The sequence below is a fragment of the Streptomyces sp. SID13726 genome (assembly GCF_010548375.1).
In the GTDB taxonomy this organism is placed as follows: domain Bacteria; phylum Actinomycetota; class Actinomycetes; order Streptomycetales; family Streptomycetaceae; genus Streptomyces.
Genome location: NZ_JAAGLY010000002.1, coordinates 631,870 through 647,847 on the forward strand (window position 1 = coordinate 631,870; position 15,978 = coordinate 647,847).

General features: G+C 71.5%; 9 protein-coding genes. 6 read left to right on the forward strand and 3 right to left on the reverse strand.

What is annotated here, in order from left to right; translation table 11 throughout:
• Positions 1-2 precede the first annotated feature (2 nt).
• The 3 genes from G3I78_RS06790 to G3I78_RS06800 form a co-directional block, all read right to left on the reverse strand.
• A complete protein-coding gene (locus G3I78_RS06790) occupies positions 3-695 on the reverse strand; it encodes a response regulator transcription factor (RefSeq protein ID WP_164421867.1) in 693 nt (230 codons plus the stop codon).
• Positions 692-2,041: a sensor histidine kinase gene (locus G3I78_RS06795; protein ID WP_343243664.1), complete on the reverse strand. Its 1,350-nt coding sequence runs from the start codon at positions 2,039-2,041 to the stop codon at positions 692-694. The genes G3I78_RS06790 and G3I78_RS06795 overlap by 4 nt, the downstream gene beginning before the upstream one ends.
• Before the next feature lie 116 nt (positions 2,042-2,157).
• On the reverse strand, positions 2,158-4,392 hold the full coding sequence (locus G3I78_RS06800; protein WP_164421868.1) for an MMPL family transporter: 2,235 nt from the start codon (positions 4,390-4,392) through the stop codon (positions 2,158-2,160).
• Between the two features lie 336 nt (positions 4,393-4,728).
• On the opposite strand from G3I78_RS06800, the gene G3I78_RS06805 reads away from it, so the two are divergent.
• From G3I78_RS06805 to G3I78_RS06830, 6 genes are all read left to right on the forward strand, one after another.
• Positions 4,729-6,990 carry a glycoside hydrolase family 3 C-terminal domain-containing protein gene (locus G3I78_RS06805; protein WP_164421869.1) on the forward strand — a complete coding sequence of 754 codons (2,262 nt, stop codon included), beginning with the start codon at positions 4,729-4,731 and terminating at the stop codon, positions 6,988-6,990.
• A 248-nt stretch (positions 6,991-7,238) separates the two neighbouring features.
• Positions 7,239-8,219 (forward strand): LacI family DNA-binding transcriptional regulator, encoded by a 981-nt coding sequence (locus tag G3I78_RS06810; protein ID WP_164421870.1) that lies wholly within the window; start codon positions 7,239-7,241, stop codon positions 8,217-8,219.
• Positions 8,220-8,450: 231 nt separating this feature from the next.
• A complete protein-coding gene (locus G3I78_RS06815) occupies positions 8,451-9,932 on the forward strand; it encodes an MFS transporter (RefSeq protein WP_164421871.1) in 1,482 nt (493 codons plus the stop codon).
• A gap of 42 nt (positions 9,933-9,974) precedes the next feature.
• Positions 9,975-12,425, forward strand: coding sequence for a glycoside hydrolase family 2 TIM barrel-domain containing protein (locus tag G3I78_RS06820; RefSeq protein ID WP_164421872.1), 2,451 nt, complete (start codon positions 9,975-9,977; stop codon positions 12,423-12,425).
• 98 nt (positions 12,426-12,523) lie between these two features.
• Positions 12,524-14,620 (forward strand): hypothetical protein, encoded by a 2,097-nt coding sequence (locus G3I78_RS06825; protein WP_164421873.1) that lies wholly within the window; start codon positions 12,524-12,526, stop codon positions 14,618-14,620.
• A 32-nt stretch (positions 14,621-14,652) separates the two neighbouring features.
• Positions 14,653-15,822, forward strand: a complete 1,170-nt coding sequence (locus G3I78_RS06830; RefSeq protein WP_203614450.1) for a glycoside hydrolase family 43 protein — start codon at positions 14,653-14,655, stop codon at positions 15,820-15,822.
• Positions 15,823-15,978: the final 156 nt, after the last annotated feature.

Sequence of the window (15,978 nt, forward strand, 5' to 3'; positions counted from 1 at the left end):
CTTCAGGTGCCGGACGTACCGGGATGCGGGCGGGGTGTCACCAGGCCGCTCTGGTAGGCGACGACCACGAGTTGGGCGCGGTCGCGTGCGTCCAGCTTGGTCATGGCGCGCTGGATGTGGCTGCGCACGGTCAGCGGGCTCAGCACCAGCCGTTCGGCGATCTCGGCGTTGGACTTCCCGAGCGCGGCCAGGGCGGTCACCTCGCGCTCGCGGTCGGTGAGGGTCCTGACCACCTCGGGGAGCGCGAGGAAGTCGTCGGTGTCCGGGGTCGCGAGGAAGCGGGTGACGAGGGCCCGGGTGGCGGTCGGCGACAGCAGGGCCTCACCGGCGGCCACCGTCCGGATGCTCGACAGCAGGACCTCGGGGCTGACGCCCTTGCCGAGGAAGCCGCTCGCGCCGGCGCGCAGGGCCTTGGCCACGTTCTCGTCGTTCTCGAAGGTGGTGAGGACGAGGATGTGGGTGTCCGACAGCTCCGGGCGGGCGCAGATGGCGGCGGTGGCCGTCACCCCGTCGACGTTCGGCATCCGGATGTCCATGATCACCACGTCGGGCCGGTGCGTCTCGGCCAGTTCGACGGCTTCCCGCCCGTCGGCGGCCTCCGCGATCACGGTCAGGTCCTCGGCCGATTCGATGAGGATACGGAAGGTGGCGCGGAGCAGCGCCTGGTCGTCGGCGAGCAGGACGCGGATGGTCATGGGGCGGGGCTTTCGTCGGGGCGGGCGGGGCTGTCGTGGGGTTCGCCGCCGGCGGGGGCTTCGCGGGTGTCGTGCGGCTGACCGATGTCGTGAGGCTCGCGGACGCCACGCGGTTCGCGGATGCCGTGAGTCTCGCGGGTGTCGGGGGCGGGGGCGCCGGTGCGCTCCTCGGCGTGTCCTCCCTCACCCTCGTGCCCGTCCCCGCCGCCCAACGGCAACTCGCAGTCGACCCGGAAGCCGCCCTCCCGGCGGTGACCGGCGTGGAACGTACCGCCCACCGACTCGGCGCGTTCGCGCATGGTGATGAGCCCGAATCCGCCACCGGCTCCCGGCACGGCACGGGGGCGGCCGGGGTCGGTGTCGTTGGCGACGGTCAGGGTCAGCCGGTGCGGTGTGTAGGTGAGCCGGACCCGCGCGGTGCGGGTGGCGGCGTGCTTGGTCGCGTTGGTGAGCGCTTCCTGGACGATCCGGTAGGCGGTCAGGTCGAGTACGGGGGTGAGGCGCCGTCGCTGTCCCTCGACGGTCACGGTCACCTCCAGCCCGGCCGTCGCACATGTCTCGACCAGGTCGGACAGTTGCCCGAGTCCGGGTGCGGGGGCCAGGTCGTCGGCGGGGTCGGTGTCCTGGCGCAGGAGGCCCACGGCGGCCTTGAGTTCGCGCAGGGCGGCGGCCGTGGTCTCCGGCAGCTTGCCGATGATGCCGAGGGCCTGGTCCGGGTGGGTCCTCGCGAGGTGGGCGGCGGCGCCCGCCTGGGCGTCGGCCAGGGTCAGATGGTGGGCCACCACGTCGTGCAGTTCCCGCGCGATACGCATCCGCTCCTGGAACACCCGGTGCCGTGCCTCCTCCTCACGCCGCCGGTCGGCGTGCTCGGCGCGGGCCGCCGCGTACTCCCGGCGCACCCGGGTGTAGCTGCCGAGGGCGGCGGACAGCAGGAGCCAGGCCGTGGGGTTGACGACGGCGAGGATCACCGAGTCGAGGAAGGTGGGGAGCAGCACCCCGGTGACGATCATGCAGACGGCGGCTGCCGCCACGCTGTTCCAGGTCGTACGGCGGGAGGTGCGCACGCTCGTGGCGTACTGCGCAACCAGCAGCGGCCCCATCAGCAAGGGGGTCAGGAGATAGCCGAGCGCCCCCTCGGCCATCGTGCACAGCGTGGTCAGCGCGAGGACCGGCAGGGGGTGGGTACGGCGCCGGCGCAGGGCGGCGCAGGCGAGCGCGGACAGGGCGATGCCGGGCCACAGGGCCAGGGGCCTCTCCGTCACCGCGCGGGTGACGAGGACGCCGGTGACGGTGAACGCGAACAGCAGGACCAGTGTCGCGGCCTCGACGGCCTTCGGACGGGTCACTGCCCGGCGCTGCCGACTGGTGCTCATCACACTCCGGGATAGGGGAACGGCAGCCATGCTCACACACCGCGGACCGGGACACCGTGCTGTCCGGTGCCCGGCCCGCGGTGCGGGGCTCAGACGCGGGCGGGTTCCGGCGCCTCGGACCCGGTGTCCGCCGGTCCCTCGCCCGGTCGCGGCTGTGCGGTGAGACCGGCGCCCTCTACGTCGACGCGGGGCAGCAGCCGGTCCAGCCACTTGGGCAGCCACCACGCCTTGTCGCCGAGCAGGGCCAGCACCGCGGGCACGAGCGCCATCCGCACGACGAAGGCGTCGAACAGCACGGCGACGGCGAGACCGAAGCCGATCGTCTTGACCATCGACTCACCGGAGCCGATGAACCCGGAGAACACCGCGATCATGATCACCGCGGCCGCGACGACCACCCGGGCGCTGTGCCGGAACCCCGAGACCACCGCCTGCGGGGCCCGGTCCCCGTGGACGTACGCCTCCCGCATACGGGCGACGAGGAACACCTCGTAGTCCATGGCCAGGCCGAAGACGATGCCCACCAGGAAGATCGGCATCAGGCTCATGATCGGGCCGGGCTGTTCCACGCCGAGCAGTCCCGCGCCCCAGCCCCACTGGAAGACCGCGACGACCGAGCCGAGGGCGGCCAGCACCGAGAGCAGGAATCCCAGGGCGGCCTTGACGGGCACGAGCACGGAGCGGAAGATCACCAGCAGCAGGAGCAGGGCGAGTACGACGATCACGGCCAGGTAGGGCACGAGCGCGTCCTGGAGGGCCTGCGCGACGTCGATGTTCATCGCGGTGCTGCCGGTGACCTCGTAGGTCGCGCCCGTCCGCCCCTCCAGGCCGGGGCGCTCGCCGCGGATGCTCTGGACGAGGTCCTTGGTGTGCTCGTCGTTCGGGCCGGTGGCCGGGACCGCGGAGAAGAGCGCGGTGTCACCGGCCGGGTTGAGCCGGGCCGGGGAGACGGACACGATTCCGCGGGTCGCGCCGATGGCCTCGGTGATCTCCTTGACGGCGGCCTTCGGGTCCTGGGCGTCCCTGGTGTCCACCACGACCGTCAGGGGACCGTTGAAGCCGGCACCAAAGCCTTCCGCGAGGGCGTCGTAGGCACGCCGTTCGGTGGACGAGACGGGCTTGGACTCGGCGCCCGGCATGCCCATCTCCAACTGGGCGGCGGGCAGCGCCAGCACGCCCAGGCCCGCGACGCAGGTCACCAGCACGGCCACCGGGCGCCGGAGCACGAACCGGGCCCAGCGGGTGCCGCCGTTGTCGGCGGTGCGCGGGGCGGCGGCGCCAGGGGCAGCGGCGGTGCCCTTGCGGGTGCGGCGCGGGAGTACGGCGTCGGGCCACATGCCGAGCAGGGCCGGGACCAGGGTGAGGGCGACCAGGACGGCCACGGCGACGGCGCCCGCGGCGCACAGCCCCATCTTGGTGAGCATCGGGACGCCGACCACGGAGAGTCCCGCCAGGGCGATGACGACGGTGAGGCCGGCGAAGACCACGGCGGAGCCTGCCGTGCCGACGGCGAGGCCGGCCGCCTCGCGCGGTGCGTGGCCGTTCGCGCGCTCCTCGCGGTAGCGGGAGACCACGAAGAGGGCGTAGTCGATGCCGACCGCGAGCCCGAGCATCGAGGCGAGCGTGCCCGTGGTCAGGGACAGGCCGAAGACGCTGCCCAGCGCCATGATCGAGGCCATGCTGATCCCGACGCCGATGACGGCGGTCAGCAGCGGGAGCCCGGCGGCGGCGAGGGAGCCGAAGGTGATCAACAGGACCACGGCGGCGAGGGCGATGCCGATGGCCTCGGCGGATCCGCCCGCCGCCGGCTGCGCGGCGAGCGCGGTGCCGCCCGCCTCGACGGTGAGGCCGGAGTCCCGGGCCTGGTCGATGGCCTTCTCCAGGGCGGCCTTGTCGGTGTCGGTGAGGTCGTCGGCCTTCACCTTGTAGTCGACCGTGGCATAGGCGGTGGAGCCGTCCTTGCTCACCGCGCCCGCCTCGAACGGGCTCACGGCGCTGTCGACCTGCGGCTCGGCGGCGGCCTCGGTCACGAACGCGTCGATGGCGGCGCGGTGCCCGGACGCGCTCACCTTCTCCCCGTCGGGTGCGACGAACACGATGCGGGCGTTCGCGCCGTTGGCGTCGGTGCCGGGGAAGCGTTCGCCGATCAGGTCGAAGGCCTTCTGCGCCTCGATGCCGGGCATGAAGGACGTGCCGTCGTCGGAGGCGGCGGGCGCGGTGGCGGCGCCGGCACCGACGGCGCCGAGCAGCAGGGCCCACAGCACCGCCACGAGCCAACGGCGTCGGAAGGCGGTCCGGCCCAGCCGATAGAGCAAGGTAGCCACGAGAAAGGGATCTCCAGGTCGGGGTTCGGGTGGATCACCAGCCTGTCCGGAGCGGGGGTGCCGGGGCATCGTGCCGGTGCTGGCAATACCGCTTGGTGCCGTGGCACCAGGCGCCCGGGCCCGGTCCTCCCGGAGGAGGAGCACCGGATGGTGCCTGGGGATGACCTCGGGGGCCCTCGGGGACTGGTTGCCTTGACCGACCCTTGTTCCGCCGTGGTGTGCCGGTTATGGTCACTGACGCGCATCAGTGATGCGCGTCAGCAGATGACGGTGTGTACATGAGCGGCCGGTTCTCCCAGGCCCGATTCCACCGCCTCGACCTCGAAGGACTTCCGGATGCCACAGATTTCCCCGAACCCGCGGACCGACCTCGCGCAGCTGTCCCTGGAGCAGAAGGCCGCCCTCCTGTCCAGCCAGGACTTCTGGTCCACCCGTCCGCTGGAGGAACCCGGGCTCCCCTCCGTCGTACTGACCGACGGGCCGCACGGCGTCCGGCGGCAGGTCGGCGAGTTCGACCACATGGGGATCTACGAGAGCCTGCCGTCCACCTGCTTCCCGCCGGCGGTGGCCGTGGGCAGCAGCTGGGACCCGGAGGTGGCCGCCCGGATCGGGGCGGCGGTCGGTCGTGAGGCCCGTGCTCTCGGCGTCCATGTCGTCCTGGGTCCCGGCGTGAACATCAAGCGGTCCCCGCTGTGCGGACGGAACTTCGAGTACTACTCCGAGGACCCGCTGCTGTCCGGGCACCTCGGCGCGGCCCATGTGCGCGGGCAGCAGGAGCAGGGCGTGGGCGCGTCGCTGAAGCACTTCGCGGTCAACAACCAGGAGACCGACCGGATGCGGGTCAGCGCCGACGTCGACGAGCGCACCCTGCGGGAGATCTACCTCCCGGCCTTCGAGCATGTCGTGACCGAGGCGGCACCGGCCACGGTGATGGCCGCCTACAACAAGGTCAACGGTGTGCACGCGGCTCAGCATCACCGGCTGCTCACCGAAGTGCTGCGCGGCGAATGGGGGTTCACCGGAGCGGTGGTGTCCGACTGGGGCGCGGTCCACGATCCGGTGGCGTCCGTGCGCGCGGGGCTGGATCTGGAGATGCCGGGCCCCGCCCCCGAGAACACCCGGCGGATCGTCGAGGCGGTGCGCGACGGGGAGTTGGACGAGTCCGTCGTCGACACGGCCGTACGGCGGGTCCTCGGCCTGACTGAATACGTGGTCGAGCAGTCCACCGGGTTCGACGCCGACGCCCATCACCGCCTTGCCAGGGAGCTGGCGACCGAGTGTGCCGTTCTGCTGCAGAACGACGACGGCGTCCTGCCCCTGGCGCCCGGTCAACGGATCGCGGTCGTCGGGGAGTTCGCGGTCTCACCCCGCTATCAGGCGGGCGGCAGCTCGCACCTCAATCCGACCCGGCTCGACAACGCCCTGGACGCGATGCGGGAGTCGGCCGCCGGACGCGGCGACTCGGTGGAGTTCGCACCCGGTTTCGCCCTGGACGGCTCCGGTGACGCCGAGTCGCTGCGGGCGGACGCGGTGGCGCTGGCCCGCTCCTCCGACGTGGCCGTCGTCTTCGCCGGGCTCGCGGAGAGCGAGGAGTCCGAGGGGTTCGACCGGGACACCCTGCGTCTCCCGGCCGTACAGGTCGAGTTGATCCGTGCCGTCGCCGCGGTGGCCGCGCGGACGGTCGTGGTGCTGTCCAACGGCGGGGTCGTCTCGCTGGAGGGCTGGCACGACGAGGTCGACGCCGTCCTGGAGGGTTTCCTGCTCGGCCAGGGCGGTGGGGGCGCGATCGCCGACCTGCTGTTCGGCGAGGCCAACCCGTCCGGGCGCCTGGCGGAGACGATTCCGCTGCGCCTGGAGGACAACCCCAGCTTCGTGAACTTCCCCGGCGAGCAGGGCCATGTCCGTTACGGCGAGGGCGTGATGGTGGGCTACCGCTGGTACGGGACGACCGGTACGCCGGTGCGCCATCCGTTCGGACACGGCCTGTCCTACACGACGTTCACCGCGCGCGATCTGTCGGTGCGGGCCACCGGGGACGACTCGGCGCACGTCTCGGTCACCGTCACCAACACCGGCGACCGTGCGGGCAAGCACGTCGTCCAGATCTACGTCGCCACCGAGGCGGGGCCCGTGCGCCGGCCGGCGCGTGAGCTGCGCGCCTTCACCAAGGTCCGGCTGGAGCCCGGCGAGTCCCGGACGGTCGGCTTCGACCTGGGCCGCCGAGCCTTCGCCCACTACGACGTCCAGGACGCCCGCTGGGCGGTCGCGCCCGGCGACTATCTCGTGCAGCTCGGTGAGAACGCCGCCACGGTGATCGACGAGGTCCGTGTCTCCCTCGCCGGGGACGCCGTCGCCCAGGAACTCACCCTGGAGTCCACGTTCGGCGAGTGGGTCGAGCATCCCGTCGTGGGCTCGACCGTCCTGCGCGAGCTGGCCGCCGCGCTGCCCGAGGACCAGGGCAGCCGGATCGGCGACCGGCCCGAGCTGCTCCAGGCGGTGCGGGACGTGCCGATGAAGCGGGTGGTGGGCCTGGCCGAGGGCAACGTACTGGACGAGACGCTGGAACGCCTGATGGCCCGCACCCGTGCCGCCGAGTGACGGGCGGGCCCGCCCCCGGCCCGCCCGCGAGGAGCGCCGGGCCGCGCCCGTGGGCGGGGAGAGCGCTGCCCACGGCCTCGGGACCGAACGCACGTACCCAGCGGGCCTTGCGGTGATGCGCATCAGCGCCGGACCGGCGGGGCGCGTATCATCGACACGCCCGCCCACCCCTCGGCGGGTGGCAGGGCGTACGAAGGGGAGCCACGCACCCCCGCCGCGCCGACGGTCCGGACGAGCAGCAGAGGGTCATGACGCGTCCCGCGAAGCGGATCACCAGCGCCGATGTCGCCAAGGCGGCCGGGGTCTCCCCCACGACGGTCAGCTATGTGCTCAACAACAGGCCGGGGCAGTCCATCCCCGAGGACACCCGGCGGCGGGTGCTGGACGCCGCCGAGCGTCTCCAGTACCGGCCGCACGCCTCCGCGCGGGCTCTCGCGGCCGGGCGCAGCGACATCGTGCTGCTGTCGATCCCGGACCTGCCCATCGGCCCGAGCATCAGCCGGTTCGTGGAGGAGCTGACCGTGTCGCTGGCCGAGCACGGCCTGACGCTGGTCACCCACCTCATGGCCGCCCGGGGCAGGTCGGTGCCGGACGTGTGCGCGACCGTGGGCGCCTCGGCGGTGCTCGGTTTCGAGGGCTTCGACGAGCCGACCGTGCAGGCGCTGCACCGCCTCGGCGTGAGCGTGGTCCTGCCGCCGACCGACGCGCATCTGTCCGCCATGCCGCCGGTGGGTCGTATGCAGGCCGAGCACCTGATCGGCCGCGGGCACCGCAGGATCGGCTATCTGCTGCCCTCGCCCGCGAGGTTCCACCGCATGGGCCAGGAGCGCCTCCAGGGAGTCGTGGGAGCCTGCGCGCACGCCGGGCTCGCCGAACCGCTCGCGCTCGGTGCCGCCGACCTCGACATCCTCGACCTGGCCGGCGTGGTGCAGCGCTGGACGGCCGAGGAGGTCACCGGCGTGTGCGCGTTCAACGACGAGCACGCCATCGCCCTGCTCGCGGCGATGCGCCATCTCGGCCTGACCGCTCCGGACGACCTCGCGGTCATCGGCGCCGACGACATCCCCATGGCCCGCTTCGCCGCTCCCCCGCTCTCCACGGTCTACTTCGACCTGGAGGAGGCCGGCAAGCACCGCGCCCAGGCCGTGGCCGCGGGCCTCGCCGGGCGGGACGTCGCGCTGCCCGCGCCCCGCACCAGCCTGCGTCTGGTCGAGCGCGCCTCCTCCTGAGGAATCCCTCCCCGCCCGCGTCGGCGGTCCGGCACATTGCCAATTTGTTACCGCACCGGCTCTTGCCGTCGACGGCGGGCTGCGGTTCTCTGCTGATGCGCATCACTGAAGCGCATCACTAACCCATCGCGATCAAGCACCCAGCCTTCATCCAGCCGTCCGCACCCCCACCGAGGCGACTGAATCGTTTCAAAACCCCGCTGTACCCACCGCCCGCCCGAAAGGCTCCCCATGCCATCCACCGAAACAGAGCCGGTCTCGAACCCACCGGCCGACTCGAACCCGCCGGCCGAGAAGCCCGGTTTCAGCTCGCGGCACCTGCTCGCCCTCGTCGCCCTGCTGTGGACCGTCGCCCTGAACCCCATCGCGGGTCTGCTCGCCGGGAACTCGCAGGCCGAGGTGGCCGTCCACTTCCAGACCACGCAGATCGCGTGGTTCACGCTGGGGTCCGCGCTGCTCGGCACGTTCCTGACGCCGTTCGCCATGAAGGCCGCCGCGATGTACGGCAAGAAGCGCGTCATGATCGTCGCCACCACCGTCGGTCTGCTCGGTGACGCCATCGCCGCCTTCGCCACCGACTACTCGACGCTGATCGCCGGCCGCGTCATCGCCGGTGCCTACGGGGCCACGGTCTTCATCGCCTACGCCCTCGCCCGCGACATCTTCCCGCGCCGCCTGGTCGGCACGGCGAGCGGTGTCCTGGCCGCCAGCATCGGCCTGGTGGGCCTCGGCGGCCCGTTCCTGTCGGCCTGGCTGATCGACCACCACGGCTTCCACGGCGCCCTGTGGTTCATCGTCGTCTCCACGGCCGTGTGCCTGCTGCTCCAGCTGCTGTGCGTGCCGGAGAGCCCGGTCCGCGAGGCCTCGCGCCGTATGGACTGGATCGGAGGACTGCTGCTCGGCGGTGGCCTCAGCGCGATCGTCTACGGCATCGGCGAGGGCGCGGCGTGGGGCTGGACCAGCGGGAAGACCCTGACCTGGATCGGCCTCGGCGCCCTCGCGGTACTGCTGTTCCTGCCCTACGAGTCCCGTGCCGCCGACCCCCTGGTCCCGCTGTCGCTGGTCAAGCGGCGCCGGGTGTGGACCGTCTTCCTGGCCGCCTCGGTCGGCGCCGGTGCGACCTTCGCCGTCGGCACCGTCACCATGATCCTCACCCTCATGCCGCACATCCCGACGATCTCGGACGGACTCGGCTGGTCCGTCACCAAGAGCGCCACGGTCCAGTCGCCGATCAGCGTGCTGGTGATCGCCACGGCGGTCGCCACCGGCTGGCTCGCCCGTCGCGTCGACACCCGGATCCTGCTCGCCGTCGGCGGCGCACTCACCACCGCCGGATACATCGTCGGCTCCCAACTCCACACGGAGATATGGCACTTCATCCTGCTGGGCCTGATCTCCGGCCCGGGCATGGGCCTCGTCGTCTCCGTGCTGCCGATCATGGTCATCGAGTCGGTGGCGCCTGAGGAGCAGGCACTCGCCAACGGCTCCCAGTGGCTGATCCAGAGCGTTATCCAGGTGATCGTCAGCCAGTTGGTGTTCACGGTCATGGCGCAGGACGGCGTGGTCATGAAGGGCACGCAGTTCTACCTCGACGGCGGCTTCGCGAACGGCTTCCTGCTCGTCGCCGGATTCTGCGCCCTCGGCACCGTATTGGTGGCACTCATCCCCAAGGCACGTCGAATCGACACCGTCGAGGCGGGCCAGGCGGCCTGATCCCCTCCCCTTCCGGCTCCTCCCGAACAGACAAGGCAGGCAATGATCCGCACCTCCTTCAACGACGCCTGGCAGACCCGGCGGAAGGTGAACCCCTTCGCCGAACTGTCCGGCCCCGTGGCCCCGTTCCAGGCCGTCACTCTCCCGCACGACGCGATGATCGGCCAGGACCGGGTCGCGCCGGACGGCGAGGTGACCATGGAGGGAGGTGCGGGCGCCTACTTCCCCGGCGGTGTCTTCGAGTACCGCAAGACGTTCTCCGTGACGGACGAACTGCGGGGCAGGCGCGTCCAGTTCGAGTTCGAGGGCGTGTACCGCGACGCCACCGTCCACATCAACGGCGCCTACGTCGGCCAACGACCCTACGGTTACTCCCAGTTCACCGTCGACGCCGACCCGTACCTGCGCTACGGCGAGGACAACGAGATCCGTGTCGAGGCGCGCGCCCACCAGGACTCCCGCTGGTACACCGGCGCCGGCATCTACCGCCCCGTCTGGATGCTCACCGGCGACCTGGTGCGCATCGTCCCGGACGGCATCCGCGTCACCACGCTGGACGTGGAGGCCGACCGGGCGGTGGTCGAGGTCGCGACCCGTCTGCGCAACGACTCGATCGCGATCCGCACCCTCGATCTCGCGGTCGACGTGTGCGACTCGGCCGGGAACTCCGTGACGGGTGACGTCACCAAGGTCACCGTGCTGCCCGGCGAGGACACGGTGGTCCGCTCCCGGCTGTATGTGCGCGAACCGAGCCTGTGGGACGTGGACAACCCCCATCTGTACGGCTGTCAGGTCGAGTTGAGCGCCGAGGGCGACCAGGTGGACGGCGACAGCGTACGGTTCGGCATCCGGTCGCTCCGGCTCGACCCCGAGCAGGGGCTGCGCCTCAACGGCCGTACGGTCAAGCTGCGCGGTGCCTGTGTCCACCACGACAACGGCCCGCTCGGCGCGGCCACTTACGCCCGTGCCGAGGAACGGCGGGTGGAGCTGCTCAAGGACGCCGGGTTCAACGCGATCCGGATGTCCCACCACCCGATGAGCCGGGCGATGCTCGACGCCTGCGACCGGCTCGGCATGCTGGTGGTCGACGAGACCTTCGACGTGTGGACGTCCGCGAAGAACGGCTTCGACTACAGCCTGCACTTCCCCGAGTGGTGGGAGCGCGACGTCGAGGCGATGGTCGCCAAGGACTACAACCACCCCAGCGTCATCATGTACTCGATCGGCAACGAGATCCCCGAGGTCGGCTCCCCCTCCGGTGCCGCGTGGGGGCGCAAGCTCGCCGAGAAGGTCCGCTCCCTCGACTCCACCCGCTATATCACCAACGCCGTCAACGGCTTCCTCGCCGTGATGTCCGAGCTGGCCGCCCTGCGGGGACAACGCTCGGAGGGGGCCGAGGACGGCGGGGGCATCAACTCCCAGATGACCGACGCCGGCGACATGATCAACTATGTCAGCGCCTCCGACCTGGTCACCCAGCGCACCGCTGAGTCCTTCGCCGTCCTGGACGTCGCGGGCATGAACTACGCCGAGGCCCGCTACGCCCTCGACCGCGAGCTCTTCCCGAACCGCATCATCCTCGGCACCGAGACCTTCCCGACCCGCATCGACGGCAACTGGAAGCTGGTGCGGGAACACGGGCACGTCATCGGCGACTTCACCTGGACCGGCTGGGACTACCTCGGCGAAGTCGGCATCGGGCGACCGCAGTTCGCGACACCGGAGAGCCCCCGCCCCGAACACACCGCCCCCTTCCCCCACCTCCTCGCGGGCTGCGGCGACCTCGACATCACCGGCCACCGGCGCCCCGCCTCCTACTACCGGGAGATCGTCTTCGGCCTGCGCACCGAGCCCTACATCGCGGTCCGGCGCCCGGAGAATCACGGCCTGACCCCCGTCGGCGGCCCCTGGGCCTGGAGCGACTCCATCGCCAGCTGGACCTGGCCGGGCTTCGAGGGCAAGCCGGTCACCGTCGAGGTGTACTCCGACGCCGAGGAGGTCGAACTCCTCGGCAACGGCAACTCGTTCGGGCGGCGACCCGTAGGCGCGGAGCACCGCTTCCGCACCGAGTTCGAGGTGGTGTACGTCCCCGGTGAACTGATCGCCGTCGCCTACCGGGACGGTGTCGAGACCGGCCGCACCAGCCTCCAGTGGGCCAACGGCCCGGTACGCCTGTCCGCCGAGCCGGACCGGCCGGTCGTCCAGGCCACCGGCGGCGACCTCGCCTACGTGACCCTCACGCTCACCGACGCGGTCGGCACCTGCCACACCTCGGCCGACCGCCCGGTCACCGTCGAGGTCTCCGGCGCCGGGGAGCTGATCGGTTTCGGCAGTGCCGCCCCCGCATCGGAGGAGCGCTTCGACACGAGCGTCCGGCGCACCTACGAGGGCCGTGCCCTGGCCGTCGTACGACCCACCGGTCCCGGGAAGATCCGCGTCCTGGCGACCGCGCCGGACTGCGAGCCGGTCGAAGCCGTCATCACCGTCGAGTGAAGCCGTCGTCACCGTCGGGTGAAACCGTCGTCACCGTCGGGTGAAACCGACGTCACCGCCGAGAGCCGTCATCACCGCCGAGCAAGGAAAGCAATCTCGTGATCGACAGGAAATCGCTGGTCCGCCGGCACACCGTCCGCCTGACCGAGCCGGACCCCGCACACGTCCTCACCGTCGGGAACGGCGACTTCGCCTACTCGTGCGACATCACCGGCATGCAGTCGTTCCCGGCGCACCACGACCAGAGTGCCGCGATGGCGGAACGCCGGCTCGCCGTGAACACCGCAACCATGAGCACCTGGGGCTGGCACGCCATGCCCAACCCCGAGGGGTACACGCTCCCGGACGCCATGTCCGAGCACCACACCGCCCGGGGCACGGTGAGTTACCCCGACCGGTTCGGAATCGCGGCCATGATGGGCGGCGACCTGCCCGAGGAGATGCTCCCCGGGGCCTGGCTCAGCGCCAACCCGCAGCGGCTCGACCTCGGCCGCATCGGGCTCCTGCTGCGCCCCACGCCCGACGCGGAGCCCGAGACCGGCCCCGAGGCCCTGCGGGACACCGAGCAGTGCCTGGACCTGTGGACCGGGACGGTCAGCAGCCGCTTCACCTACGCCGGTCACGAGACGGCGGTCACCACCGTCGCCGACCCGCACCGGGCCCGCGTAGCGTTCCGGATCGAGTCCGAGCTGCTCGCCGACGGTCTGGCCGGCGTGGTCATCCGTTTCCCCTACGCGAGTGACGGCTTCTTCCAGACCGGCGACTGGACTTCGCCCGAGCGCCACCGCACCGACCTCGACCAGGTCACCGACACCGGGTGCGTCTTCCGCCGGACCCTCGACGACACCACGTACAGCGTCCGGCTCACCTGGCCGGCAGGTGCCGTACGACCGACGGAGAACCCGCACGAGTACCTGCTGACGACGGACTCGGACACGCTCGAACTCGTCGCCGCCTTCTCCCCCGACGGCGAAGTGCCTTCCACCGAAGGGGACTTCGCCGCCCTCGCCGCGGCCTCGGCCACCTGGTGGGAGGACTTCTGGACCTCCGGAGCCGCGATCGACCTCACCGGCAGCACCGATCCGCGGGCCGCCGAGCTGGAGCGGCGGGTCGTGCTCTCGCAGTACCTCACGGCGGTCAACTGCTCGGGCACCCTGCCGCCCCAGGAGACCGGCCTGATCACCAACTCCTGGCACGGCAAGCACCACTTGGAGATGCACTGGTGGCACGCGGCGCACTTCGCCACGTGGGGGCGCCCCGAACTCCTGGAACGCAGCCTGGACTGGTATCTGTCCATCCTCCCCGAGGCTCGCGCCACCGCCCGCCGCCAGCGCTACGACGGTGCCCGCTGGCCCAAGCAGACCGGCCCCGACGGCCGCGAAAGCCCTTCGGACATCGGGGTGTTCCTGATCTGGCAGCAGCCGCACCCCCTCTATCTCCTGGAACTGCTGTACCGCGGCCGCCCCGACAGCGACCTGGTGACGCGTTTCGCCGAACTCGTCGAGGAGACCGCCGCGTTCATGGCCTCCTTCGTCGAGGAGCGGGACGGCACCTTCCGTCTGCCGGCGCCGCTGCTTCCCGCGCAGGAGTTCTACGACGCCACGACCACCGAGGACCCGACCTTCGAACTCGCCTACTGGTGGTGGGGGTTGGAGATCGCCCAGCGCTGGCGTGAGCGTTCCGGCCGGGAGCGGGACAAGGAGTGGCAGCGCGTCCAGGACGGACTGGCGTTCCCCCATCGGCGTGACGGTCTCTACACCGCCATCACCACCGAGCCGTACCTGAAACGTGACGACCACCCCGCGCTGCTGTGCGCGCTCGGCGTCGTCCCGGACACCCCGCTCGTGGACGCCGAGGTCATGGCCGCGACGCTGGAGGACGTCCGGGCCGACTGGGAGTGGAACAGCGCCTGGGGCTGGGACTTCCCCGTCATGGCGATGACCGCGACCCGCGTGGGCCGCCCCGACCTCGCAGTGGACGCCCTGCTCATGGACACCCCGAAGAACCACTGGCTGCCCACCGGGCACACCCCCCAGATCGGCAGTCTCCTGCCGGTCTATCTCCCCTCCAACGGCGCCCTCCTCGCGGCCGTCTCCCTCATGGCCGCCGGCTGGGACGGGGCGGACGGCGACCACCCCGGCTTCCCGGCAAAGGGCTGGTCGGTACGGCACGAGGGCTTCATCCCATGGCCGTGATCCGGCCGCATCCTCATGACAAGGAACCACGCGTGAGCACCACACTGACCGGCCGGAACACCCTGGGCGACTGGCTGGAGGACCCCACCGGCGGCCCCCTGATCCGGGAGCTCCTCACCCGGCTGGGCCAGGACGTCTCCCACCTCGGGCCCGCCCGGGTGTTCTCCCTGAACCGGCTCGTCGAACTCAGCGAGGGCAAGATCTCGCAGCCGCTGGTGGACGGCCTGGTCCGCTCGGTGAACGGCGGGCGGCTCGTGACGGGCGAGGAACCGGCCGCGGCCGTCCCGGAACCCGTGCGGCAGGGCCTGACCCTCGACGGGATCCAGATCCGCGACCCGTTCGTCCTGCACGACCCGTCCAGCTCGGCCTACTTCCTCTACGGCAGCACGGACCCCAACATCTGGGACGGTCCCGGGATCGGGTTCGACACCTACCGCAGCACCGATCTCCTGCACTGGGAGGGCCCGTTCGCCGCGTTCCGGCCGCCCGCCGGGTTCTGGAGCGAGGGCTCCTTCTGGGCGCCGGAGGTCCACGCGTACCGGGACCGCTGGTACATGTTCGCCACCTTCACCGCTCCGGACGGCTACCGCGGCACGCAGATCCTCGTCGGCGACACACCCCAGGGACCGTTCAGCCCCTGGAGCGAGGGGGCCGTCACCCCGCGCAAGTGGCAGTGCCTCGACGGAACCCTGCACGTCGACGAGGCGGGCGCGCCCTGGATCGTCTACTGCCACGAGTGGACCCAGATCCACGACGGGGCGGTCTTCGCGCAGCGCCTCGACGAGGATCTGCGGCACACCACCGGAACCCCCGTCTTCCTCTTCAACGCCTCGGACGCTCCCTGGGCCGAGCCCCTGCCCGGGGTGTCCGTGAAGTTCCCCGCCTACGTGACGGACGGGCCGTTCCTCTTCCGGCTCGGCAGCGGCCATCTCGTCATGCTCTGGTCCAGCCATGGTGAGCAGGGCTATGCGATGGGGCTCGCCCACTCCGCGTCCGGGCTGATCACCGGGCCGTGGACGCAGGAGGAGCACGCCCTGTGGCCGGCGGACGGCGGGCACGGGATGGTCTTCCGGCTCGGTGACGGCTCCCTGGCCCTCACCCTGCACCAGCCGAACAACACCCCCGACGAGCGGGCCGTCGTACGACGTCTCGTGGAGCACGACACCACGCTCACGATCGAGGAGGGTCCGATGCCCCTGTGACAGAGCCGACGGGTCGGGACCGGGGATCCGCCCCTCTGTCACAGATCTCCTTGCCGTCCGGTCTTTGCCGTGTATCGACCGCACGGCAAGGAGATCCCCCGTGGATTCACGTCTCGACTGTCCGGTTGTGTGCCGGTGACGACCGGAGCGGTGCCG

Excerpts from the sequence above, each read along its gene's own strand:
- G3I78_RS06820 (WP_164421872.1), top strand. The coding sequence starts at position 9,975 with ATGATCCGCACCTCCTTCAACGACGCCTGGCAGACCCGGCGGAAGGTG.
- G3I78_RS06810 (WP_164421870.1), top strand. The coding sequence starts at position 7,239 with ATGACGCGTCCCGCGAAGCGGATCACCAGCGCCGATGTCGCCAAGGCG.
- G3I78_RS06805 (WP_164421869.1), top strand. The coding sequence starts at position 4,729 with ATGCCACAGATTTCCCCGAACCCGCGGACCGACCTCGCGCAGCTGTCC.
- G3I78_RS06815 (WP_164421871.1), top strand. The coding sequence starts at position 8,451 with ATGCCATCCACCGAAACAGAGCCGGTCTCGAACCCACCGGCCGACTCG.
- G3I78_RS06790 (WP_164421867.1), bottom strand. The coding sequence starts at position 695 with ATGACCATCCGCGTCCTGCTCGCCGACGACCAGGCGCTGCTCCGCGCC.